Source organism: Neobacillus niacini (assembly GCF_023715785.1).
Classification (GTDB): domain Bacteria; phylum Bacillota; class Bacilli; order Bacillales; family Cytobacillaceae; genus Neobacillus; species Neobacillus niacini_E.
Window position 1 is genome coordinate 127,053 of the sequence record NZ_JAMBOX010000011.1, and the last position, 21,916, is coordinate 148,968.

The following is a 21,916-nucleotide window of genomic DNA, read 5'->3' on the forward strand; positions in this document are numbered from 1 at the left end:
GAGGACATAATGGAGCCGATTATCTCCGTGGAAAATGTCTCATTTTCCTACAAAATTAATGAAAAGACGAAAGTTTCCGTACTTAAAAATATCTCCTTTTCCATACTTCCCGGTGAATATGTGGCCATTATTGGCCACAATGGGTCGGGGAAATCGACGTTATCGAAGCATCTAAACGGGATTTTAACCCCTGATGAAGGCGATGTCTGGGTCCGCGGGTATAACACGAGGGAACAAACAAAGAAACGGGAAATTCGCCGCACGGTCGGCACCGTATTTCAGCACCCGGACAACCAAATTGTCGCGACCATCGTTGAGGAGGACGTCGCTTTTGGCCTTGAGAATATCGGCGTCCCACGGGAGGAAATGAAAAAACGGGTCGATGAGGCGCTGGAAACCGTCAACATGTTGCCGTTTCGTCTCCGGCCGCCCCACCATTTGTCCGGGGGCCAGAAGCAGCGGGTCGCGATTGCCGGAGTGCTGGCGATGAAGCCAGATTGCATCGTGTTCGATGAAGCGACTAGCATGCTAGATAGCTTCGGCCGCAAGGAAGTGCTTCAGGTGATGCGCGAAATGAACAATGCCGGGATGACGATTGTGACCGTGACCCACCATATGTCGGAGGCGGCGGAAGCGGACCGGATTATCGTCATTGAGGACGGGCAGATTGTCATGGACGGCCCGCCACGGGAAATTTTTCAACATAAACAGGAGTTGGAGGAGCTGCAATTGGAAGTGCCAGCCATAAGCCAGCTCGCCGGGCTGATCAACGGACAACTAAATGATTTTTCAAAAGACCTGATCAAGGAAGCCGAGTTTATTGCGGAAGTAGAGAAATTTGCCAAAGGTGTTCGCAAGGAGGTGGGATAAATGCCGGCACGGCCAATCATTGAAATTGAAAACCTGTCGCATACGTACATGAAAGGAACCCCGATGGAGCATGTCGCCTTAAAGGGGACGAATCTGTATGTCGAGGAAGGTGAATGCATCGCCATCATCGGCCATACCGGTTCGGGAAAGTCGACGTTAATTCAGCACTTCAACGGCTTGATGCGACCTGAATCCGGCAAGGTCATCATCGATGGCGAAGATCTGTCTCAGAAAAAGGTAAATTTGAAGACTCTGAGACAGAAAGTAGGACTTGTGTTTCAAAACCCGGAAGATCAAATTTTTGAAAAAATCATTGGTGACGATATTGCCTACGGGCCGTTTAAATTGGGACTGCCATTAAAGGAGGTGAGGGAACGGGTAAAATGGGCGATGGAAGTGGTCGGCCTGGATTTTGAGGAAATGAAGGACAGACAAACCTTTGCTTTGAGCGGCGGCCAGAAACGCAAGGTTGCGCTGGCAGGGATCTTGGCGTTGAAGCCGAAGATACTCGTGCTTGATGAACCGACAGCAGGGCTCGACCCCAAGTCAAGAAAGGAATTGCTTGGAAAAATCAAGGTGTTAAACAAGGAAGAAAAATTAACCGTCGTGTTTGTCTCGCACAACATGGAAGAGGTGGCGATGCTTGCCGACCGCGTCTACGTGATGGCAGACGGAACGGACGTCTTGTCCGGCACCCCGAAAGAAATTTTTACCGACAAAGAAAAACTGCAGCGCCATCAAATTGGGACGCCTGAGACAGTCAAAATTCTTTACCGGCTGAGCGATCTCGGCTACAAGGTCAAGACGGACGCGTTTTCCATTCACGAAGCGGCGGAGGAAATTATGAAGGTTCTTGCCGGAACGAAGGAGGTCTCGAACTATGTCAAATGAATTTGAAATATCCCGCAATATTACCATTGGTCAATATGTCCCGACAGGTTCGTTTATCCACCGCCTTGATCCAAGAATCAAGCTGCTGTCGTTTGTGGTGCTCGTCCTGGCAATTGCCCTAAATACCAGTTATCTCGGCAATGCCGTTGGTCTGGTGCTGTCGCTCTTCCTATTCTGGGCCTCGAAAATCCCAATCAGCTACGGGTTATCAGGGGTAAAGCCGGCGATTCCATTTATCATCATCCTTGCCTTGCTGCAGTTGCTGTTCCAAGGCCAGTTGTTCTCGGGCGGTACCGTCTATGTGGATTATGGTTTTATCCTGATTACCAGTGAAAGCATTCGCCTGGTGATTGTTTCGGCGGTACGCTTTATTGAAATTATCTTCTTAAGCAGTGTGCTTACCTTGTCTACATCCACCACAGAAATGACACATTCCATTCAAAGCTTGCTGAGTCCGTTAAAGAAAATTCATTTTCCGGTTCACGAGATTTCGCTGATCACGACGATTTCCATCCGGTTTGTGCCGACCTTCGCCATTGAGATGGAAAAAATGATGAAAGCGCAGGCTTCAAGGGGAGCCGACTTCGGGACCGGCGGTTGGTGGAGAATCATTCAACGGACAAAAGAAATGTTTCCGATCATCATTCCGTTATTCAATATCGCCTTGTCACGGGCAGAGGACCTGATTCTGGCGATGGAATCCCGCTGTTATACACCGGGGGGCGACAGGACGTCCTACTCCGTTTATAAAGCGGCGGGGAAGGATTACCTAATTTTGGTGGTTGGTTTGTTATTCGCAGTGCTATTACTTTTTTATCCGTTTCCTTTTTAAAAAAAATACCAAAACAAAGGGGAGAGTTTTGAATGAAAAAGACATTGACGGTTCGTGATATTGTCATTGCCGGTGTGCTTGGTGCGGTCGCGATTTTGTTAGGGGTAACACGATTGGGCTATATTCCAGTGCCGACGGCGGCAGGAAATGCGACGATCATGCATATTCCGGCGATCATCGGCGGGATTATGCAAGGTCCAATTGTCGGCTTGATTGTTGGCGCGATTTTTGGAATTTCGTCGTTCCTGAACGCAACGGTTCCGCTGTTTAAAGATCCGATGGTCGCGATATTGCCGCGGCTGTTCATTGGTGTCGTAGCCTGGCTTGTGTACGTTGGCATTCGCCGTAAGAGCGAATATTTGGCGGTCGGGGCTGCCGCTTTTATCGGGACCTTGACGAATACAGTGCTTGTATTGACAATGGCAGTCGTCCGTAATTACATGACTGCAGGGGTGGCCTGGACCGTCGGGCTAACCAACGGAATTCCTGAAGCGATTGTCGGTACAATTGTAACGCTTGCTGTTGTCCTTGCATGGAAGCAACTTGGCAAATCGCAAAAATCAAAGATTTCGAAGGATTTGTAAAGAATGCACAATCAAATCATTGATGTACCGGGCGTAAAAGTCGGCTCTGCCGAGAACACGCAGGCATTGACCGGCTGTACTGCCATCCTGTTTGAAGGCGGTGCTGTGGCGGGAGTGGACGTAAGAGGGTCCGCTCCCGGCACCCGGGAAACCGACTTGCTGAACCCGGTCAATTTGGTCGATAAAGTGCATGCCATTTGTTTAAGCGGCGGCAGCGCCTTTGGCCTTGATGCGGCTTCAGGCGTGATGCAATATTTGGAGGAGCAGGACATCGGCCTTGATGTCGGCGTCGCAAAGGTTCCGATTGTCCCGGCTGCGGTACTGTTTGATTTGCCGTATGGCGACCCAAAGGTACGGCCGGACCGGCAAATGGGCTATGAAGCTGCCACAGCGGCAACTGTTGAAAAATTTGAAACAGGAAACAACGGGGCAGGGTGCGGCGCGACCGTCGGGAAACTGGCGGGTCCTGCCTATTGCATGAAAGGCGGCCTCGGGAGCGCCTCGCTCCGGCTGGAAAACGGGGTCGTAATCGGGGCAATTGTCGCGGTAAACCCAGGCGGAGATGTCCGCAATCCGGAAACAGGGGAGATTCTTGCCGGGCCGTATAAGGATGGGGAACTGCTTGACAGCATTCAGCTTCTGCAACAAAACTACCGGCCGACGATACCTGCAGGTTCCAACACCACGATTGGCGTCGTGGCGGTCAATGCCCAATTAACGAAGGCCGAGGCGACGAAAGTGGCGCAAATGGCCCAGGACGGCTACGCGAGAACAATTTTTCCAGCCCACACGATGTTTGATGGTGACACCATCTTTGTCGCCGCCACCGGCGGGGAACGAGTCCCGGTCGATGTGATCGGCGGGCTGGCCGCCAAGGTAATGGCGGAGGCAATTGTCAACGCGGTGAAATCGGCGAAGAGCGCTGCCGGCATTATCGCTCATAAAGATTTGCCGAAAAATTAATAACACGGAGGGGTATAGTTGGCTGTATATAATGATGTGGATGAACAGGAAGTCATTAAGTTAACGCAGGACCTCGTTCGGATACCAAGTGTGTACCGCCCGCAGGACCCGCTTGGAAATGAAAGCAGGGCAGCCCAATATGTCTATGAATACCTGAAGGGACTTGGGCTTGAGGTCTATATCGAGGAAGTCGTCAAGGGACGTCCGAATGTCATCGGCATTCTCGACTCGGGCCGCCCAGGCAAAACGATTTTATTCGAGGGCCATACCGATGTGGTCACTGAGGGAGACCGGGATGCCTGGAGCTATGACCCGTTCGGGGCCGTGATTGAAGGCGGTCGCATGTTTGGCCGGGGGACGAATGATACAAAAGGAAATCTGTCGGCCGCAATCGCCGCCGTTCATGCGATTAAACGCAGCAACATCAAATGGAACGGAAAAATCATTTTATGCGTCCCTTGCGATGAAGAAGGAATGATGATTGGCATCAAGCACTTCATCAAACGCGGCTGGGCCAACGGCGTCGACGGTGCGATCATTTGCGAACCCGAGGAAAATCAAATCTGCATTACGCAAAAAGGGGCAATGCGGGCAGTCGTCCGTACATACGGAAAAATGGCCCATGGGGCGATGCCGCTTACCGGCATTAATCCGAATACAAGAATGGCGCAGATTATTTGTGAACTGATGGTCCTTGAGGAGCGTGAGAAGCATCGGGTCGGAATGCATCAATACCTGGGCTTGCCAAGCATCACCCCGACGATCATTTTGGGGCCAGAAAAAGGCGAGCCGCAAATCAATGTCATTCCTGATCATTGTTACAGCACCCTGGATATCCGCACCGTTCCCGGCCAGGACCATGATCAGCTACGTGTTGACATGGAAAATATTTTGGCGAACCTGGGTGGTAGGGACCCTGACTTTAATGCTAGTTTAGAGGTGATTGAAAGCCGGCCGTGGACCGAAACCAGCCTGGAGGATCCAATTGTCAAGGCAAGTGTGGAGTCTTATCGATCTGTCAGCGGCAAGGAGCCGATCTATAACGGCGTACCCGGTGCTACAGACGGAACCTTCCTGCACCTCGCAGGAATTCCAATCGTCACTACAGGAGCAGGTGACCGACACATCCCCCATCAAATCAATGAATACATCGATCTTGACGAGTTGGTAGAAGCCTCTAGAATCTACGCCCAAACCGCGATGCTTTTCTTGGGGTGAAAAACTATTGAGAATCACAAAAAAAGCCAAGTGCCATCCAAAATATGGGAGGTTGCTTGGCTTTTTAATGTATACGTCTAATTCCAGATAACCGGATTGTAAAAGACTCTTGCTTTTCATTTATGATAGAAAGTAATTGTTCATTGATACTAAGCCCTTTAACACGCCCTTTAATCGTTTTTACAGAACCATTCGAATAATAGTCAATCGTGATCGGGTTATTTTCAGTTAGTTTTTTTAAGTACATCATAATCTCTCCTCTCTCTAACCAATCCCATTATATAACCTGTATTTTAAGTTATCGTAAATTGGCTGTTAAAAGATAATTTAATTTAGGCAGAAGAAGAACTGTGTTAAGAAGATTTAGATTTTTTGTTAAATTTATGTAGTATTGGATTTATTCTCTATTTTTTATGTTATAAAAGGTATGCCACTAGTTTTTTCTCAAGAAAGGTGTTGTGTTCGTTTGCTACATTCTGCTATTGTGCAGCATGATGTTCATTTGAATTCTCTTCCGCTATTACATTACAACAGATTGAAAAAAGTGAAAAATGTCATTCTGCTCATCGGTGATGGGATGGGATTTTCCTATACAACCGGCCTGCGTTATTTCCATCATGGTTCGCAAAAAGGATTAATGAAGCCAACTATATTTGATCAATGCTTTGTGGGCTCCCAATCAACCTATTCATTAGATCTTAGGAGCAATATAACGGATTCCGCCGCCGCGGGCACTGCTTTAGCCACGGGATACAAGACGTATAACGGAGTCCTTGGTTTGAATGTAAACAATCAAGCGGTTCCGACCATTTTGGAATATGCGAAATTTAGAGGCAAATCAACGGGGCTGGTTGGGACGAGTCAAATTAATCACGCCACGTTAGCGGCGTTTGCTTCCCATATTGAATCCAGAGACCAATATGAACAAATCGCCGATGATTACCTGGATGAGAGAATAGAAGGGAAACAAAAAATTGATGTTATGCTTGGGGGAGGAACTTCCTTTTTTCTAAGAGCGGACCGGAATTTGGCGGAAGAGTTTATTTCTCATCAATATGGTTTTGTGACCAATTTACAGGAGCTTTTGACGAATAAAACAGAAAGACTTCTGGGATTATTCGCTCCAGTTGAACTGCCAAAACAAATTGACCGCGATTCATCGATACCCTCACTATCTCAAATGACAAAAGCGGCCCTGAAACGGCTGCAGCAAAATCCCAATGGTTTTTTTCTGCTGGTAGAGGGAAGCCAAATTGACTGGGCAGGTCATGACAACGATATCGTTGGGGTGATGAGCGAAGTGAAGGACTTTGAGGCTGCTTTTGAAGAGGCGGTGAAGTTTGCTCTTCACCGAGAGGATACGATCGTCATCGCCACCGCTGATCACTCAACAGGAGGGATGAGCATTGACCGGAATGATAACTATAAATGGAATCCAAGTGTGATTAAATCCATTACCGCCACACCCACAGTGATTGCCGCACGTATACATGAAACGAAGGATATAACAACATTGAAGCAATATATTAAATTTCCTCTTCAAGAACAGGACTTACAGAGAATCCAATCCACGTTAGAAATGGAAGTAAAAGATACGAAGCTGGCGCTGATCGACATGGTTAATCATTACTCCAGTACGGGCTGGACAACAAAAGGGCATACGGGAGAGGATGTGCCCATTTATGCCTATGGTCTAAATAGACATTTGTTCAGCGGCCGGATGGAAAATAGTGATATTGCACGAATACTTTTTGAGATGATGGATTAGTAAATGCGCATGAGAACTCTCATGCGCATTTTTTCGATTACCCGTTTGTAAAAAGTTATTTTTTCTCCATAACCGCAAAGTAATTTCCTTCAAAATCCGAAAAGTTAAATACTTTGCCTGAAGGCATGTTCATTATTTCCCCAACAGTGATATTTTTATTAGATAAGTCTGCATGTAATTGGTCTAAATTTTTCGTGAAAAACATTAAAGAAGGCGTTCCGAGATTTAATTCCGGCGACATTTTTGCAATGAATTCCTTATTATGAAGGATGATGCTTGTCTCCGCATCCTTTGTCGGAGCAATTTCTATCCATCGAAACCCTTGGCCATTGTCTTCTTCATTCATGACACTAAATCCCATAACTTCCTTCCAAAATCTTACGGCTTCGTCTTGGTTGTTCACATATAACATGATTTGCCCGACTTGATGAATCATTTTCAATCACTCCATTCTTAAATTTAGGTACCTTGATCAACACATTTTATTATTCTAAGTTTACCCAAACATACATATGCTTGTCCATGTCATTGGTAAACCTCATGGATGCAATGCTCGAAATGGCACATAGGGGCCCAGATAGGGAAATGCCGGTGGATATCCGTAAAGGAGTGGAATCATGTGATAGGTGTGATGCCCAACAAGCACACTGTAAGGATGATGATGAATGGGCAGACTCCAAGGTCCGAACATTGGTAGATGGGCACCAGAGTAGATGGCTCCGGTTGGTCCGGTAATGATGGTTGTGGTCATGCTGTCACCTGCTAAAACAATTTTTACATTATATGGAGTGGCTAGGGCGAAGGTTCTGGCGTTTTTTGGCGGATCAGTGGCTGCAATCAGAAATAATGTTGACAAAATGTCAACGGGATAATAAAGTAGGATTGAATATAATAGAATGTATCTGATAGGTTTATTACTGGAGAATTGGCTATTTGGCCATTTTAGCCCCGTTACTCATGATGTTTTATTTTGACAAAATGTCAACATCCAACTATATAGTTTACTAGTTTAATATCGGTACTCAGAGATTTGTGATTTAAAAAATACATATTTTTTATAAAGGAAAGGGAATGGAGAATGTCAGATCAATTACATATCAATAAATTTGGACCACGACTAAAAGAATTACTGCTGGAACGTTCCTTATCCATGCGTAAATTTAGTGAAATGACCGATATTGATAAAGCGACTATTTCAAGGATTATTAATGGGAGAAGGAAAGCGACTCCAGAACATTTACAGAAATTCGCGGAATGTCTGGGTGTTCCGGCGGCAGAATTATTCATCGCGGCTGGCTATCCGATTAATCAAGACCAGAAGCAGCCAAATTCCGATATATATGCTTCTCTCGACAGCATTCAAAGCATTCTCGAATCCACTGGGATGTACGATTCCTCGTTTTCTATTGAAAATGTTAAACAGCAATTGGAGCAATTTCACCAATATTCGCAAACAGAAGAAGGAAAAGAGACGATTTATAATGGTTTTGAGAAAAAGCTGAAGAAAACCGGCAGCATTGGACCGTTTATCAATCATTTAAAGGAAATGTTTGAAACATTCCGCCTGGGAAAGGCAACTCCTATAGAGTTGGGGATCATTGGCAGTGCGCTGATTTATTTTATTATTTCAGTTGACGTTATTCCCGATTATATTTTCCCGTTGGGGTATCTCGACGATGCCATGGCAGTAAAACTTACTTTAAACCTATTAACGGCAAAAGTATGACAGTAAATAAAATCATGAATTCAACAGGTGAGAGCAATGGATACGAAAGGAAATATGAACAGGAAAGTAAAAAGGGTCATCTACAGTTTAATCGTGATAGCGATACTGACCGTACTGACTCAATGTCAATCTGTAAATATGCGAGGGGTGGATGATATTCCGAACCCCAAAAACCATTTGGCTATGGAATATGAAACCTTGAACTATTAACCCTTCAGAAGGGAAGAACATTAGAATTAACTTGGAGAAAGAAAATGAATCTTACATCTACGAACAACAGACAATTAGACGGGCCTATCCTTTTGATATTAATCGCATTCTCAATTATTAGTTTGGTCTTTATTTACAGCAGTCAGCAAACCGGCCAATATGGAGCACATAATTTTGCTTTGAAACAGGGGATAAATTATATCATTGGCTTTACCCTGTTAATCTGTGTCGCAAAGCTGGATATTGACCAAATAGAGCAATTGGCGTGGCCCAGTTATATCATTTTATTTATTAGCATTATCCTCATAAGAGTGGCACCCAACTCGATTGCACCAGAAATTCTCGGGGCAAAACGATGGTACAGCATCCCTGTCATAGGTTCAATCCAGCCATCCGAGTATTTTAAAATTTCTTTAATTTTGTTGACGGCAAAACTCATTTCACAACATAATCAGAAACATCTAGCAAGAACCTTTCAATCAGATTTAATGCTTGTAGGAAAAATTTTGCTGATAACCATTCCTCCATCTTTAGTGGTTTATCAGCAGCCAGATACTGGTATGGTTGTTCTCTATCTTATCGCGATTTCGAGTATGCTTTTCCTATCCGGACTTAACCGAAAATTGGTCGCTTTGTCTGTCCTGGTGCCTGTTTTATTGGCATCAGTTCTTGTCTATTTATATTTTTTCAAGCCAGACATCGTCTACGATCAATTGATCCCACTGTTAAAGCCGCATCAGCAGGAACGGATTATTGGCTGGCTGGACCCATACGAAAATAAAAATCAGGCATATCAGAGCCAGCGTTCCATGTTAGCGGTAGGAAGCGGCCAAGTGCTGGGAAAAGGAATCAAGGAGGGAAAAGTTTATATTCCGGAAAAGCACACCGATTTTATTTTTGCGACTATCGCAGAGGAGGGGGGATTCATGATAGGGTCGATCGTTATCCTTTTGTTCCTGCTGCTGATATATCGAATTATTCGGATAGGCCTTAAATCGCAGACCGACTTCGGTATGTATATATGCACTGGCTTAACATTTAGCCTTTCGCTGCAAATCTTTCAAAATATAGGCATGGTGATTGGAATCATGCCTGTTAAAGGGATGGCTCTTCCATTTTTAACCTATGGAGGCAGTTCCTTGTTTACCAATATGATTTTTCTGGGCATGATCTTATCCATAAGTAAAACATTATCGGCCTATTCATTTCAAAATTCAAGCAAGGTTTTAAATAATCAACTTTATTGAGATTAATCTTTTCCATGAACGGTCCATATCGGAAAAAAAGGAGAGGAAATAAATGTTTTCAAATATTGGGGTACCAGGATTAATTCTAATTCTTATTGTTGCACTCGTCATTTTTGGACCTAACAAGCTTCCAGAAATAGGTCGTGCATTCGGGAAGTCTCTTAGAGAGTTTAAAAAAGCAACTGAAGATTTTGGAGAAGATAGGGAGCTCGAGGTGAAAGAAGTCCAGTCAACCGAAAACAGTGAAAAAATAAGTAAGTAAACCCTTTTAAGGTGGTAATTTCTTCTAACATAATTAATGAATTGGATAATATATATACGCATATGAACCCTTTTAAAATAACAACGTAGATGTTTCAGCAAGAGGAGGGTAATATGCATTTATTATCCATTATTTTAATTGGAATTGCCGCCAATCTTGATAATTTAGGAATCAGTTTTTCCTATGGATTAAGGGCAACAAAAATTCCGCTTACTTCGAATATTGTGATCTCGGTCGTATCAATGGGTTGTGCCTATCTTTCCATTATTGCAGGTAATTTTATTTCGATGTTTGTTTCTATAGCGATTGCCAATTTTGTTGGCGGGATTATCATTATCATTATTGGGATTCAATGTATTATAAACTCCCTCAAGCTAGAAAAATCTCCAAGAGAAATAAAAGTGGATTCTAATTATGCGCACGTGATTCATCAACCAGATTTAGCAGATGTCAACAACGATCATGTTATTTCTTTAAAGGAATCGATTTTTTTAGGTTTTGCTTTAGCGATAAATTGTTTAGCGATGGGATTGGGGGCTGGAATTACTGGTGTATCTCCGGTATTAACCACATTGTCAATTGGATTATTTTCACTCCTCTCGATTTGGATTGGTGGGCACCTTGGTCATAAAATTTCCGGGGAGAACATGGGGAAATACTCGAATATTGCTGCAGGGATTCTGTTAATTTTAATCGGTATTTATGAAATATTCATATGACAGGCCAACAATAAACAAAGGCACGCTTTCCAATAGGAGGAGAAAGCGTGCCTTTGTTTTTGACATAGTAAGAAAGTGAAAATATGAAATTATGTGGATAATCTTACAAGAATTTGTTGATACTGAAAGTGTTTGAACCTAAATGAATGGAAAGGGGAATTGTATATGGCTCAAGGTGCTTCTGAAACAAGCACACTGAAATTGGGTGATCAGGCACCCGATTTCACATTGGAAGCCCATGGTGGTCGCAAAGTGTCCTTAAGCGAATATCGTGGCTCCAAAAATGTCTTTTTATGCTTTTATCCTTTAGATTGGACCCCGGTTTGAGGCGCGCAAATGCCTTCTTACGAGGATGATCTTTCTCGTTTTGAAGAGTTCGATACCCAGGTCTTGGGTATCAGCGTTGATAGTGTCCACAGTCACGATGCATGGCAAAGATCAATCGGCGGAATTTCTTATCCGCTTTGCTCTGATTTTTATCCGCATGGTGAAGTCTCGGAAAAATACGGTGTCCTTCGTAAAAATCCGGATGAGCCAGCCTATGGAGCATCGGAACGTGCCCTATTTCTCATAGATAAAGAAGGGATTATTCGTTACATTGATGTTCATCCACTCGATCAACAGCCGGACAATGAAGAATTGTTTGATGTGTTACGCAAATTGTAGCTATTAAAACTGAACGAAAAAGGAGGGCTGTGTATGGAACTTTCAAGAAAAGCGATCCCATATACACCCGTTACGAAGGCGCTGCATGAAATGACGATTATGATTGTGTCGACATCAGGTGTCCACCTAAAGGATCAAGAACCGTTCAATACCAATCCGGCAGAAGGGGACGCTACGTTCCGGATTATTCCGGGGGATGTCGATTCCAAGGATTTGACGGTCACACATGCAGCGCCAAAAGAACATTATAATACCGATGCCCCTAAGGAAGACATCAATTGTGTGTTTCCGATTGATCGATTACGAGAAATGGTCGAAGATGGAGACCTTGGCGGGGTTGCCGAAAAGCATATGACGATGATGGGTTACTCGATGCGATTAAATAAAATCAATAACGAGACGATTCCGGCCCTCGTAAAAGAGGTCGTCCGTTCAAAAGCGGATGCCGTCCTGTTAACAGCCGGCTGACCGCTCTGCCATCGCACTGTAGTTACAGTGCAGCGTGGAATTGAATCGCAGGGTATTCCAACAACCCTGATTACCCTGGATGTGGCACAATCGAGTCTGATGAGACCGCCTCGCGCGATTCATCCAGTCGGATTCGAATTTGGGCACTCATTGGGCAAGCCGCACGACAAAGAGACCCAAAGAAAAGTATTGCTGGCGGCATTAGAGGAATTATTGACCAAACAAGAGCCAGGACAAATACACGAATCGCATTTTCCTAGCTATTGAATGGTAAAAGGGACGAGCAATTTTGCAGTCGTCCCTTTTTGTATGGAGTTTAACGGTTTTCAATAAAACGAACGACATCCCCGACAGTTTGCAGGGTCGCGGCTACCTTGTCACCAATCTCGATTGCGAATTCATCTTCAATTTCCATTGTCAGGTCCACCATATCAAGCGAATCGGCTTCAAAGTCGTCCTTGAATGATGCATCCATTGTAATATTCTCCATTTTGACACCGAGCTGGTCTGAGATAATCGGTTTTAACTTTTCAAATGTGGTCATTTGTTATCCTCCATACTTTTGATGTCCATCATTATACCAAGCAAATTCGAATCTTTAAACATAAAAGTTTTGCCAAATAGCACTATGGGAAACAAGTCCGGCCCGTACCTTAATCATATTTTCCCACGCCAATATTGGCCAATAAAAAAACAAGGGCAGCATTACATATTTTTTCAGATACTTTTCATTTTCAGAAGGTACCCTAAAAAAAAATAAATAAAATAGGAGAATGTAACATGAAGCATGTAGCAATGATATTCCTGGCCTTTATGTTTGTAATGGCGTTTCATTTTGCGATTAGTGGGAGCAACCTTGCCATTGCGGATGATGAGCATAGTGAGGAGTATGAACATGATGAAAGAGGTGAACACGAGAAAGAGGATGGTCCCTATAAGGAGATCGGAAAAAAGGTTGGTGGGGAACGGTAATGGCCATGGGGACTGCGGGGATCATCTTCCCGCTTAGAAAGTCAATAAAGACAGTGATAACAAATTTTCCTAGAACAAAAAAACCTTTTATTTCACTTTCAAAGTTTTTTGGGTAATATCATATCTTTTTTGGAATCGCAGCCTTGGCTTTAGGTTCTATTCATGGATTGACCATGTACCTAAGCGAAGGGGAATTGGAAAGTGAAGGGTTGCTTGGATTAGGTGCAGTTGCGTTAATGGCTATCGCCGGCATCTTTGGTGCAGTCTTATATAAAAATAAAAAACTGAAAACTTTTCGAACCGCCCATACGATTTTAATTTCTGTTGCCATTTTTTGGGGACTCGTTCATATCTTTGCTGCCTAAGTTGAGGAGCCGCGTGGCTCCCCATGATTCATTCCACGATACCTGTTTTAGCAATGGTAAATTTGACATTAACATTTACTTTAGCTTTTGGATATATTTTATGCCATTTTTTCCTGTTCAGGTTTGCATGGCGAACGGAGCTTCGATATGTCTCGCCTAAACCAAACGGATCAGACTGCACCGATTGACAATAAGCAACAATCTTTCTAATATCTTTCTTCATTTGATTAGCAATTTCTCTTTCGAGCAATTGGATGGTTTTGGGTGACTTTAAATCAATATCAGCATTTATTTCTTGGATCCGGGCATTGATTTTCAGGTTAAGATTAAATTCGAGATTTTCTTTGTTGATTAGTTCAATTTTAGGGTTGCTTAAAACCGTATCTAGGGCGACGGCCAGTTGTTTGTGTGGAAGGTGATCTCCTGTCAAACCCAACGATTCACCGGAAATCGGAATCTCGAATGCGCCTGATTTAAGCGGTGATTGAAGAGTTCTGACATAATAACTTTGATAAAAATTAAGTTTGCCCACCAATTTGTTATCTTTTAATAATGCCACTCCAGATATCCTTACCCTATTTTTCGTTTTCTTGAGGATTGGCAATACGGGATCCTTGCCTACAGCATAATTTCCCTGCAATGTTTCATGAAGAGTAGAAGAAGGGATAAGGGACCATCTTACGTTATGGTCAATCTCTTTATAAATATGCTGACCAACATCGGGTATTTGGTTATTGACAATCCCTAGCAAATCCTCCGTTTGTCCATCGACTATCCCCATGTAAATTAAGTCACTGATAGAGGGATCCCTAACAAAGGTATCGGTAAACGGTTTGATTCCATGCTTGGCGATAGCTTCACTAAATAAAACGACCCTCAATTGGCCCGAGAGCAGCTTTTTAGAGGACATTACGTCACTATGAATCCGATTCCCTCTGGCAGTTAACGCTTTCGTCGTAATAATTGTCGTTTTTTGTTTAGCATTTGGATCAACGGTAAGAATGACCAACGATCCTTTAATTTTCCCGTCTTTCTCAAGATCATAACCTTTTGTGGTGACCAATCCAATTTTTTCGAGAGTTTTTGGTTTCGCACATCCTGTTAGAAGGAGAATAATGAAAACTAAAAGCCATTTCTTATATTGCCTCATAGTGCTTGCTCCTTGTTTGACTTCCATTTCCTTTTTATGAAGGCTAAAAAAAATAAAAGGATGGGATAGCAAAAGGCCAGATAAAACCCAATAGGCACAAATAGCTGATTTAACCGGCTTATTTCCAATCGGGTTTTAAAAAATAGGCTCACCACGAACAGGAGGATGGAAAAAATCAATAAACTTTTTTTCTCTACTACCTTAAAACTTCTTTCCATCCCCCGGATGGCAGACCACATATAAAACATTAGGTTAGGAAGGATAATGATCATCCAATAGGCTATTGTCACGTACTCAAATCGTTCAATAAACGGGATTTTCGATATTCTAAACATCGTAAGTGTTGCCCAAATATTAGATACCAACTGTCCCGGACTAAAATAAGCAATGGAGATGACCATGATCGCGACATAAACAATCGTTGAAATGAGTATGCCTAAATGACTATAAAGTTGAACCTTGCTCTTTTCTTTAAAGTGGGGATAAAGGACAAAGAATAACTCAAAACCAAGAACAGTCGAGGTCATGCGATAAGTCCCCTTGATAATCCCCAATGGATTCGTATCTAGCACCGGAAGCAATTGAGAGAAATCGGCATACTTCAACGGAAATAGGAGCAAAAACAAAACCCACAAAGAAATGATAACATTAAAAAAACAGATGCCAATAATCACGCGGATTCCCCCGGTAATCCCATAAATCATTAACAAAAATAAAGAGAGGGAAAACAACCATATAGGCGTCTCAGGGAAGATCCAGCTTTGGACGATCTCAATATAGTTTATAAGAGTAATGAGGGTGGCATACAAACAATATACAATAAAGATGGCATTAAAAACCTTACCGATGATTTTGCCAAAAACATCATCATGGACACCAAAGATGTCGGTAGAACCATATAATTGCAAGGTTTTCAGGATGAGAAACACAATCAAATGTACCAGGAGTCCTACAAGTATCACGGAAACCCAGGAATCATGCTTTGCGTACATATATATATAACGTTGGAACCCATTTATTCCAACCCCAACCTGAAGATCGTGCATAATATAGAAGGCCATAAAAGCATTTACCAAAAGCGGCGGCTTTGGTTGGTAGTTTGCTTTCATTCGGGACACCGCCATTCGCCATTATTTTTGTTTCTTTGCTTTCTCGGGATTGTATTTATGTTCATCCTTTGGCCTTAGTTCGATTGGACGATTAGAGGTATAAGTAAACGGCAATCTGATAATATTGGTTTTCCAATCGGCAAATCGCGGCGGATAGAACGGTGCCATAAACGGGGCGCCGAGCGTTGTTTGCCGCAATAGATGCAATAACAGCAAACAGAAACCGAACATGATTCCGTATAACCCCCAGCATCCTGCTAACAGGATTAACGGGAATCTCAAAATTCGAATGACATTGCCCATTGTATAGCTAGGCGTAATAAATGACCCGAGTGCCCCCAAAGCAACGATAATAATGAGGATATTACTCGTAAATCCGGCGTCAACGGCAGCAGTGCCAATGACAATACCGCCAACGATACCAATTGTTTGTCCCACTTTTGTTGGCATCCTTGAACCCGCTTCTCTTAAAAATTCAATCATAAATTCTAAAAGAAATGCTTCAAATAAAGGAGGGAAAGGCACCCTCGCTCTTGATTCGCTAAGTGGAATTAGTAAGGCTTGCGGGACAATTTCATAATGATACGTTAATACCGCGACATAAACAGCGGTGAAAAAAATCGACATAAACACCCCTGCCATTCGCAGTAATCGTAGAAAAGTGGCGATATGCCATCTGACATTGATATCCTCCATCGTATGGAAAAACTCAATAAAAGAGTGCGGACAGCAAATCGCTAATGTGCTGCCATTCACTAGGACGGTGATCTTGCCGTTTAACAACCAATGACTGACCAAATCCGGTCTCTCGGTAACCGTCATTTGCGGAAAGAGCGATAACGAGCTATCTTCAATTAATTGCGATAAAACAGCACTGTCAATAATCCCGTCTATTTTGATGCTCGTCAATCTTTCGCGAAGATTGTTTACATACTCTTCCGATGCGATGTCTTTTATATACAACATAGAAACGGCTGTATGCGTCCTTGTTCCAATATGAAACATTTCCTGACAAAGATTAGGATCAGCCAAATATCTTCTGATTAATTGAATATTGGTAGACAGGCTTTCATTAAAGGCGATTTGTGACCCAACCACTTGGGATTCATTTTCAGACTTGGATAAGGCGCGTTTCTCATCTGATGGAATATTCACCAAAAGGACGGATGAATCCCCATTTAAATGAACGATGACACTTCCAGTGAGGACTGCCATAATCGCTTCATCCAAATTTTTCGATTTTTTGATATCAGATACCGTAATTTCACCCATGATGGCATCAATCTCAGAAAAGCTTTCGTCTTTAATCCGACCAAGGATATCTTGGTGTAGCATTAGTTTTTCAATAAGGGTATCAATATAAAGTAATGTCATTCCGGAGCCTGCAGATTTCACCATCAAATCTGCGCTATTTTGAAGTCCTTTTTTCAGCGCAAGTGTCATTTCTTCGGTTGTTGGCGGAATAGGCCTGATTATTTTTTCCATTTTAGGATTCGTCCTTGCTTGTGGTAATAATATCTAGAGTAGTATTCCAAAAATATGAAGGACTATTCCATCAATAGAAAGCGGTCAGCGAAAAAAGCGGATCCGTTAGGGCAGCTTTTTTCTTCTTCAGAAAGGAATTTTGAAATTTTTGTAGAATTATAAATATTGGAATGATTCCTTTTCGAATCAAGTGGATAAATTGATTCTCTATGAAATCAGCCTTTTTGTTGTAAAAAAATCCTCTTCATGGATGGGTTGGGAGAGTGCCTGTAATATGGATGTTTTGGTTATAAAAGTTTCATGCTCATATGGGTGGGGGAAAATGAAATGACAAATCAATCGATAAATTTGGATTATTTATCAGAGTGCATGAAACTTGACCAGATCAACAAGTCAGATATTGAAAACATTTTGGTTTCTATCTTTCAATCAAGCTATGACGGCATTTACGTGGCAGATCAGAATGGTGTCGGCATCATGGTAAATACGGCGTATTCAAGGATTACGGGCGTCAAAAGTGAAGAATTGCTTGGAAAGAGTATGAGGACGGTGGTCAAAGAGGGGATCGTGTCGGAATCGGTCACGGTCAAGGTATTAGAAAAAAGGACACCCGTGACCATTATCCAATCGGTTCGGGGCAAGGAATTGTTGGTAACTGGAAATCCAGTATTTGACAAGGTTGGGAATATTGTCTTTGTCGTTACCAATGTAAGGGACATTTCGGATTTAAATCATATAAAAACTGAACTGCTTCACTCTAGAAAAATGACCGATCAATACATAAGCGAAATTGAAGAATTAAGAAAAAGAGAATTAATTCATATGCACCTTGATGGAATTGTCGCACAAAGCCAGGAAATCATGAAGGTGTTCCATTTGGCTAGAAAGGTGGCAAAGGTGGATTCTGGTGTGCTCATTTTAGGGGAATCCGGTGTCGGAAAGGAAGTCATTGTCAACTACATCCATCAAGAAAGCGACCGGGCTGCCAAACCATTGGTTAAGGTAAACTGTGGAGCCATACCGCACCACCTGCTGGAATCCGAATTGTTTGGTTATGAACGAGGAGCCTTTACAGGGGCAAACAGCCATGGGAAACCTGGTTTATTTGAACTCGCCAACGGGGGAACCATCTTTTTGGATGAGATTGGAGACATGCCGGTCGACCTACAGGTCAAGCTGTTAAGGGTGCTGCAGGAATTTGAAATCATGCGTGTCGGTGGCACAAAAAGCATCAAAATGGATGTAAGGGTGATTTCCGCGACCCATATGGATTTAGAGGCCATGGTCGACAAAAACGACTTTAGACGGGATCTTTACTACCGGCTGAATATTGTTCCCATCAAGGTTCCGCCTCTAAGGGAAAGGAAGGTGGATATCATTCCACTTGCCTTCTATTTTTTAAACAGGACCAATGAAAAGAACCGGTTAAATAAGCGATTTCATTCTGAAATTCTGCAATTTTTTGAAGGATACAGCTGGCCTGGGAATATTAGAGAGCTTGAAAATTTAATTGAACGGCTGGCGGTCATGACCGATCAGGAGGAAATATCGTTGAAGGATTTGCCGCCATATATGCTATCAGGCAAGGGCTTCGCCAAACCTGAACCTGGCAAGCTGAAAGAAACGGTTGCAAACGTGGAACGGAAGATGATAAAAGAGCAGATGGAAATATCGAAAACAACACGGCGCGCTGCTGAGGCATTAGGGATTAGCCAATCAGCACTTGTAAAGAAAATGAAAAAGCTAGGTTTAACCGTTTGATGAAAAAAGGAATCAAATTTTTAAAAAGTCAGCATTAAAAAGCTGGCTTTTTATTTTTTTGGCTGTTTTCCAATATTTCAACAGTAATAATTTTAAAAAGTTTATCTTTTTTTGGATATTATTGTCGAAGAATTGTAAAAATTCTATATTTACGTAAAGTTGGCACGTAATTTGCAATTAGTATAAATGGATTCATCGACAGTTTTGTCAGTTTCTAAAAATCGAACAGTGACGGAAAGGGGTAGAAGGGTATGAACCTGCCAAGTTTTCAGCTCAATGGAAAGGTTGCACTTGTGACGGGCGGAAGTAAAGGCATTGGCTATGGAATGGCCCAGGCATTAGGGCATTATGGGGCAAAGCTGATTATTTCCAGCCGCGGGACAGAGGAAGGGGAATGGGCTGTTTCTCAGCTAAAAAAGGAGGAGATTGATGCTGCCTATATTCCTTGCGATGTAACGAAAAAGGATCAAGTAGAAGCATTGGTCAATCAAATTGTTGAGCAATATGGTTCACTGGATATTTTAGTGAACAATGCCGGGATGAATATCCGTAAGCCGCTCCCTGAAGTAGAAGAAAGTGATTGGGACACGGTTTTGGGTGTCAATCTCAAAGGGATTTTTCTGGTGGGACAGAGTGTAGCCAAACAGATGGTGAAACAAAATTATGGAAAAATCATTAATATTTCTTCGATTCTTGGATCGATTGGCATGCCGTTTCAATCCTCCTATGCTGCCAGTAAAGGAGGCATTAACCAATTAACAAAAGTTTGGGCTGAAGAATTAGCCCCTTATAACATTACGGTTAACGCCATTGGACCAGGTTATATTAGCACGCCGATGACAAAAGAGTGGCTTTCTGATCCTGAACGGTCGGCAAAAATTATAAATTCTACCATGATTAAGCGAATCGGTGAAACATCGGATCTTGTAGGACCAGTCGTATTCTTCGCTTCTGATACGTCAAAATATGTGACGGGCCAGGTGCTGAATGTCGATGGAGGATGGACGGCCCGATAATCCCAACGTTGCAGGAGGTTTTACCATGAAGATAATCAAGGAAATCCACTTTAACCGGGAAGTGAAGGTGTTCGAACCCCGTCCTAAGAATCTCTTTTCGATGCTTGAGGAGTCTGCGGAAAAATACGCCGACAAAGAGGCACTAGTGATGAACGGGATCCAGTTAACGTATAAAGATATGAGGGTTAAAGTGGAAAAGATTGCCGGGAATTTGCAAAAATCGATGTGTGTAAAAAAGGGAGACCGGGTCGCACTTCTATTAGGCAACAGTATTGAATTTTCCTTGCTCGTGTTTGCTTGCGCCAAATTAGGGGCGATTGCTGTCCCGTTAAATACAAGATTAAAGGAAACAGAAGTTTCCTATATGTTGGGACAATCCGGCAGCAGGCTGTTGTTTGTCGATGACGAATTCCTGCCTAAGGTGGAAAGCATGCGAGATGAGGATTCCATATCGACGGTCCAATATTTCTTCTTAGTTGGAAATGGGACGCCCCAACGAAAAGATTATCTTCCTTATGAAATATTGGAACAAACCTCTACAGTCGAGGAAGTGTTTGTGGCGGAAGACGATCCATTATTTATTATGTATACGTCGGGAACGACCGGGCTTCCAAAGGGAGCAGTTGGCAGTCATATAGGTGCCATCCACAGTTCAATGAATTATCAAATGGTGCTCAACACGAATCATGAAGCCAAGACATTAATCGCTGTTCCGCTGTTTCATGTAACAGGGTTAATTGGCCAGCTTTTTCACATGATACGGGTCGGCGGGACGTCCGTCATCATGAGGAGATACCAGACGGAGGAATTCATCCGGTTAACGGCGGAGGAACAGGTCAGCTTCTTGTTTAATGTTCCAACTATATACATTATGATGATGTCTCATGACAACTTTTCTTCATACAATTATGCAAATGTAAGCTGTATTGCTTATGGCGGAGCGCCAATGTCCTCGGAAACCATTTATAAACTGAAAAAATATTTTCCGAACGCCCGCCTGCATAATGCTTACGGGGCGACGGAAACAGCGTCACCGGCGACGATTATGCCTAGAAGTTACCACGAAGCCAAACTGGATTCCGTCGGGCTGCCGGTTCCGGTCGGAGACTTAATCGTCGTAAACGACGAAGACGAACCGTGCCTGCCTGGGGAAGTAGGAGAATTGCTAATCAAAGGCCCGATGGTTGTCGAGGGCTATTGGGACAATGAATCAGCAAATCAGGCATCATTTTGGAACGGCTATTGGCGCTCAGGGGATTTGGCCATGATCGATTCCGATGGGTTTGTGTATATCGTCGACCGCAAAAAAGATTTAATCAACCGCGGCGGTGAAAAGATTTTCTGTATTGAAGTAGAGAATGTTCTTTATAATCATCCGAAGGTTTTAGAAGCCGCTGTCGTCGGAGTCCCGGATGCTCTGTTTGGAGAAGTCGTAAAAGCGGTGATAGTCCCGAAGACCGGCGAAATCATCAAAAAGGAAGAAATAAGAGACTTCGTAGCAGAAAGACTAGCAAATTATAAAGTTCCGAAACTAATCGTATTTGCATCAGAACTGCCAAGAAACCCAGGTGGAAAGATATTAAAGAATGTATTAAGGAACCGGCAAACACAAGAAAATGAATCCTAGGAAGGAA

At 43.0% G+C, this 21,916-nt stretch carries 27 protein-coding genes; 20 read left to right on the plus strand and 7 right to left on the minus strand.

Annotation, left to right across the window (positions count from 1 at the left end; genetic code table 11):
• Positions 1-9 precede the first annotated feature (9 nt).
• From M3234_RS18930 to M3234_RS18955, 6 genes are read left to right on the plus strand one after another with little or no spacing between them, the layout of a single operon-like run.
• Positions 10-870, plus strand: a complete 861-nt coding sequence (locus tag M3234_RS18930) for an energy-coupling factor transporter ATPase (protein ID WP_262306216.1) — start codon at positions 10-12, stop codon at positions 868-870.
• Positions 871-1,761, plus strand: a complete 891-nt coding sequence (locus M3234_RS18935) for an energy-coupling factor transporter ATPase (protein WP_262306217.1) — start codon at positions 871-873, stop codon at positions 1,759-1,761.
• Entirely contained in the window at positions 1,751-2,593 is an 843-nt protein-coding gene (locus tag M3234_RS18940; RefSeq protein ID WP_262306218.1) for an energy-coupling factor transporter transmembrane component T family protein, read from the plus strand. The genes M3234_RS18935 and M3234_RS18940 overlap by 11 nt, the downstream gene beginning before the upstream one ends.
• 32 nt (positions 2,594-2,625) lie before the next feature.
• Positions 2,626-3,177 (plus strand): ECF transporter S component, encoded by a 552-nt coding sequence (locus tag M3234_RS18945; protein ID WP_066319113.1) that lies wholly within the window; start codon positions 2,626-2,628, stop codon positions 3,175-3,177.
• 3 nt (positions 3,178-3,180) lie between these two features.
• Complete coding sequence (locus tag M3234_RS18950) at positions 3,181-4,140, plus strand: P1 family peptidase (protein WP_262306219.1); 960 nt, start codon at positions 3,181-3,183, stop codon at positions 4,138-4,140.
• Positions 4,141-4,158: 18 nt separating this feature from the next.
• Positions 4,159-5,358: a M20 family metallopeptidase gene (locus M3234_RS18955; protein WP_262306220.1), complete on the plus strand. Its 1,200-nt coding sequence runs from the start codon at positions 4,159-4,161 to the stop codon at positions 5,356-5,358.
• Positions 5,359-5,422: 64 nt separating this feature from the next.
• Here M3234_RS18955 and M3234_RS18960 read toward each other — a convergent pair whose 3' ends face one another.
• A complete protein-coding gene (locus M3234_RS18960; protein WP_311315667.1) occupies positions 5,423-5,608 on the minus strand; it encodes a YolD-like family protein in 186 nt (61 codons plus the stop codon).
• Between the two features lie 216 nt (positions 5,609-5,824).
• Here M3234_RS18960 and M3234_RS18965 point away from each other — a divergent pair, with 216 nt between their 5' ends.
• On the plus strand, positions 5,825-7,126 hold the full coding sequence (locus M3234_RS18965) for an alkaline phosphatase (protein ID WP_262306221.1): 1,302 nt from the start codon (positions 5,825-5,827) through the stop codon (positions 7,124-7,126).
• 55 nt (positions 7,127-7,181) lie between these two features.
• Here the strand turns inward: M3234_RS18965 and M3234_RS18970 are convergent, their stop codons facing one another.
• Both M3234_RS18970 and M3234_RS18975 read right to left on the minus strand, forming a co-directional pair.
• Positions 7,182-7,562: a VOC family protein gene (locus M3234_RS18970; protein WP_262306222.1), complete on the minus strand. Its 381-nt coding sequence runs from the start codon at positions 7,560-7,562 to the stop codon at positions 7,182-7,184.
• Positions 7,563-7,664: 102 nt separating this feature from the next.
• Positions 7,665-7,877: a hypothetical protein gene (locus M3234_RS18975; protein WP_262306223.1), complete on the minus strand. Its 213-nt coding sequence runs from the start codon at positions 7,875-7,877 to the stop codon at positions 7,665-7,667.
• Positions 7,878-8,204: 327 nt separating this feature from the next.
• Between M3234_RS18975 and M3234_RS18980 the strand changes: the two genes are divergently transcribed.
• The 8 genes from M3234_RS18980 (at position 8,205) to M3234_RS19015 (ending at position 12,691) form a co-directional block, all read left to right on the plus strand.
• Complete coding sequence (locus M3234_RS18980; protein ID WP_262306224.1) at positions 8,205-8,852, plus strand: helix-turn-helix domain-containing protein; 648 nt, start codon at positions 8,205-8,207, stop codon at positions 8,850-8,852.
• Positions 8,853-8,888: 36 nt separating this feature from the next.
• On the plus strand, positions 8,889-9,062 hold the full coding sequence (locus tag M3234_RS18985; RefSeq protein ID WP_262306225.1) for a hypothetical protein: 174 nt from the start codon (positions 8,889-8,891) through the stop codon (positions 9,060-9,062).
• Between the two features lie 44 nt (positions 9,063-9,106).
• A complete protein-coding gene (locus M3234_RS18990; protein WP_262306226.1) occupies positions 9,107-10,309 on the plus strand; it encodes an FtsW/RodA/SpoVE family cell cycle protein in 1,203 nt (400 codons plus the stop codon).
• A gap of 52 nt (positions 10,310-10,361) precedes the next feature.
• On the plus strand, positions 10,362-10,571 hold the full coding sequence (locus M3234_RS18995; protein WP_262306227.1) for a twin-arginine translocase TatA/TatE family subunit: 210 nt from the start codon (positions 10,362-10,364) through the stop codon (positions 10,569-10,571).
• Positions 10,572-10,684: 113 nt separating this feature from the next.
• Positions 10,685-11,290 (plus strand): sporulation membrane protein YtaF, encoded by a 606-nt coding sequence (gene ytaF, locus M3234_RS19000; RefSeq protein ID WP_262306228.1) that lies wholly within the window; start codon positions 10,685-10,687, stop codon positions 11,288-11,290.
• Positions 11,291-11,455: 165 nt separating this feature from the next.
• Complete coding sequence (locus tag M3234_RS19005; RefSeq protein ID WP_253701353.1) at positions 11,456-11,956, plus strand: redoxin domain-containing protein; 501 nt, start codon at positions 11,456-11,458, stop codon at positions 11,954-11,956.
• A 33-nt stretch (positions 11,957-11,989) separates the two neighbouring features.
• Complete coding sequence (locus tag M3234_RS19010; protein WP_262306229.1) at positions 11,990-12,424, plus strand: glycine/sarcosine/betaine reductase selenoprotein B family protein; 435 nt, start codon at positions 11,990-11,992, stop codon at positions 12,422-12,424.
• Positions 12,425-12,451: 27 nt separating this feature from the next.
• Complete coding sequence (locus M3234_RS19015) at positions 12,452-12,691, plus strand: hypothetical protein (RefSeq protein WP_082693083.1); 240 nt, start codon at positions 12,452-12,454, stop codon at positions 12,689-12,691.
• A 49-nt stretch (positions 12,692-12,740) separates the two neighbouring features.
• Here M3234_RS19015 and acpP read toward each other — a convergent pair whose 3' ends face one another.
• A complete protein-coding gene (gene acpP / locus M3234_RS19020; protein WP_262306230.1) occupies positions 12,741-12,968 on the minus strand; it encodes an acyl carrier protein in 228 nt (75 codons plus the stop codon).
• A 236-nt stretch (positions 12,969-13,204) separates the two neighbouring features.
• Here acpP and M3234_RS19025 point away from each other — a divergent pair, with 236 nt between their 5' ends.
• Entirely contained in the window at positions 13,205-13,396 is a 192-nt protein-coding gene (locus M3234_RS19025; RefSeq protein ID WP_262306231.1) for a hypothetical protein, read from the plus strand.
• Between the two features lie 143 nt (positions 13,397-13,539).
• Positions 13,540-13,761 (plus strand): hypothetical protein, encoded by a 222-nt coding sequence (locus M3234_RS19030; RefSeq protein WP_262306232.1) that lies wholly within the window; start codon positions 13,540-13,542, stop codon positions 13,759-13,761.
• 28 nt (positions 13,762-13,789) lie between these two features.
• Here the strand turns inward: M3234_RS19030 and M3234_RS19035 are convergent, their stop codons facing one another.
• The 3 genes from M3234_RS19035 to M3234_RS19045 are packed head-to-tail and all read right to left on the minus strand — an operon-like array spanning position 13,790 to position 17,505.
• Positions 13,790-14,911, minus strand: a complete 1,122-nt coding sequence (locus M3234_RS19035) for a Ger(x)C family spore germination protein (RefSeq protein WP_262306233.1) — start codon at positions 14,909-14,911, stop codon at positions 13,790-13,792.
• Positions 14,908-16,020: a GerAB/ArcD/ProY family transporter gene (locus tag M3234_RS19040; protein ID WP_262306234.1), complete on the minus strand. Its 1,113-nt coding sequence runs from the start codon at positions 16,018-16,020 to the stop codon at positions 14,908-14,910. The genes M3234_RS19035 and M3234_RS19040 overlap by 4 nt, the downstream gene beginning before the upstream one ends.
• A gap of 21 nt (positions 16,021-16,041) precedes the next feature.
• Entirely contained in the window at positions 16,042-17,505 is a 1,464-nt protein-coding gene (locus M3234_RS19045) for a spore germination protein (RefSeq protein ID WP_262306235.1), read from the minus strand.
• Between the two features lie 327 nt (positions 17,506-17,832).
• Here M3234_RS19045 and M3234_RS19050 point away from each other — a divergent pair, with 327 nt between their 5' ends.
• The 3 genes from M3234_RS19050 (at position 17,833) to M3234_RS19060 (ending at position 21,909) form a co-directional block, all read left to right on the plus strand.
• A complete protein-coding gene (locus M3234_RS19050) occupies positions 17,833-19,266 on the plus strand; it encodes a sigma-54 interaction domain-containing protein (RefSeq protein ID WP_262306236.1) in 1,434 nt (477 codons plus the stop codon).
• A gap of 251 nt (positions 19,267-19,517) precedes the next feature.
• The gene (locus tag M3234_RS19055; RefSeq protein WP_262306237.1) at positions 19,518-20,282 is read left to right on the plus strand and encodes an SDR family NAD(P)-dependent oxidoreductase; all 765 of its coding nucleotides are present in this window, start codon (positions 19,518-19,520) and stop codon (positions 20,280-20,282) included.
• Positions 20,283-20,307: 25 nt separating this feature from the next.
• The gene (locus M3234_RS19060) at positions 20,308-21,909 is read left to right on the plus strand and encodes a class I adenylate-forming enzyme family protein (RefSeq protein ID WP_262306238.1); all 1,602 of its coding nucleotides are present in this window, start codon (positions 20,308-20,310) and stop codon (positions 21,907-21,909) included.
• Positions 21,910-21,916 lie beyond the last annotated feature (7 nt).

Bases quoted from the DNA above. Each gene is read 5' to 3' on its own strand.
- M3234_RS18930 (WP_262306216.1), top strand. From the start codon at position 10: ATGGAGCCGATTATCTCCGTGGAAAATGTCTCATTTTCCTACAAAATT.
- M3234_RS18935 (WP_262306217.1), top strand. From the start codon at position 871: ATGCCGGCACGGCCAATCATTGAAATTGAAAACCTGTCGCATACGTAC.
- M3234_RS18940 (WP_262306218.1), top strand. From the start codon at position 1,751: ATGTCAAATGAATTTGAAATATCCCGCAATATTACCATTGGTCAATAT.
- M3234_RS18945 (WP_066319113.1), top strand. From the start codon at position 2,626: ATGAAAAAGACATTGACGGTTCGTGATATTGTCATTGCCGGTGTGCTT.
- M3234_RS18950 (WP_262306219.1), top strand. From the start codon at position 3,181: ATGCACAATCAAATCATTGATGTACCGGGCGTAAAAGTCGGCTCTGCC.
- M3234_RS18960 (WP_311315667.1), bottom strand. From the start codon at position 5,608: ATGATGTACTTAAAAAAACTAACTGAAAATAACCCGATCACGATTGAC.
- M3234_RS18970 (WP_262306222.1), bottom strand. From the start codon at position 7,562: ATGATTCATCAAGTCGGGCAAATCATGTTATATGTGAACAACCAAGAC.
- M3234_RS18975 (WP_262306223.1), bottom strand. From the start codon at position 7,877: ATGACCACAACCATCATTACCGGACCAACCGGAGCCATCTACTCTGGT.
- M3234_RS18980 (WP_262306224.1), top strand. From the start codon at position 8,205: ATGTCAGATCAATTACATATCAATAAATTTGGACCACGACTAAAAGAA.
- M3234_RS18985 (WP_262306225.1), top strand. From the start codon at position 8,889: ATGGATACGAAAGGAAATATGAACAGGAAAGTAAAAAGGGTCATCTAC.
- M3234_RS18990 (WP_262306226.1), top strand. From the start codon at position 9,107: ATGAATCTTACATCTACGAACAACAGACAATTAGACGGGCCTATCCTT.
- M3234_RS18995 (WP_262306227.1), top strand. From the start codon at position 10,362: ATGTTTTCAAATATTGGGGTACCAGGATTAATTCTAATTCTTATTGTT.
- ytaF (WP_262306228.1), top strand. From the start codon at position 10,685: ATGCATTTATTATCCATTATTTTAATTGGAATTGCCGCCAATCTTGAT.
- M3234_RS19010 (WP_262306229.1), top strand. From the start codon at position 11,990: ATGGAACTTTCAAGAAAAGCGATCCCATATACACCCGTTACGAAGGCG.
- acpP (WP_262306230.1), bottom strand. From the start codon at position 12,968: ATGACCACATTTGAAAAGTTAAAACCGATTATCTCAGACCAGCTCGGT.
- M3234_RS19025 (WP_262306231.1), top strand. From the start codon at position 13,205: ATGAAGCATGTAGCAATGATATTCCTGGCCTTTATGTTTGTAATGGCG.
- M3234_RS19035 (WP_262306233.1), bottom strand. From the start codon at position 14,911: ATGAGGCAATATAAGAAATGGCTTTTAGTTTTCATTATTCTCCTTCTA.
- M3234_RS19040 (WP_262306234.1), bottom strand. From the start codon at position 16,020: ATGAAAGCAAACTACCAACCAAAGCCGCCGCTTTTGGTAAATGCTTTT.
- M3234_RS19045 (WP_262306235.1), bottom strand. From the start codon at position 17,505: ATGGAAAAAATAATCAGGCCTATTCCGCCAACAACCGAAGAAATGACA.
- M3234_RS19050 (WP_262306236.1), top strand. From the start codon at position 17,833: ATGACAAATCAATCGATAAATTTGGATTATTTATCAGAGTGCATGAAA.
- M3234_RS19055 (WP_262306237.1), top strand. From the start codon at position 19,518: ATGAACCTGCCAAGTTTTCAGCTCAATGGAAAGGTTGCACTTGTGACG.
- M3234_RS19060 (WP_262306238.1), top strand. From the start codon at position 20,308: ATGAAGATAATCAAGGAAATCCACTTTAACCGGGAAGTGAAGGTGTTC.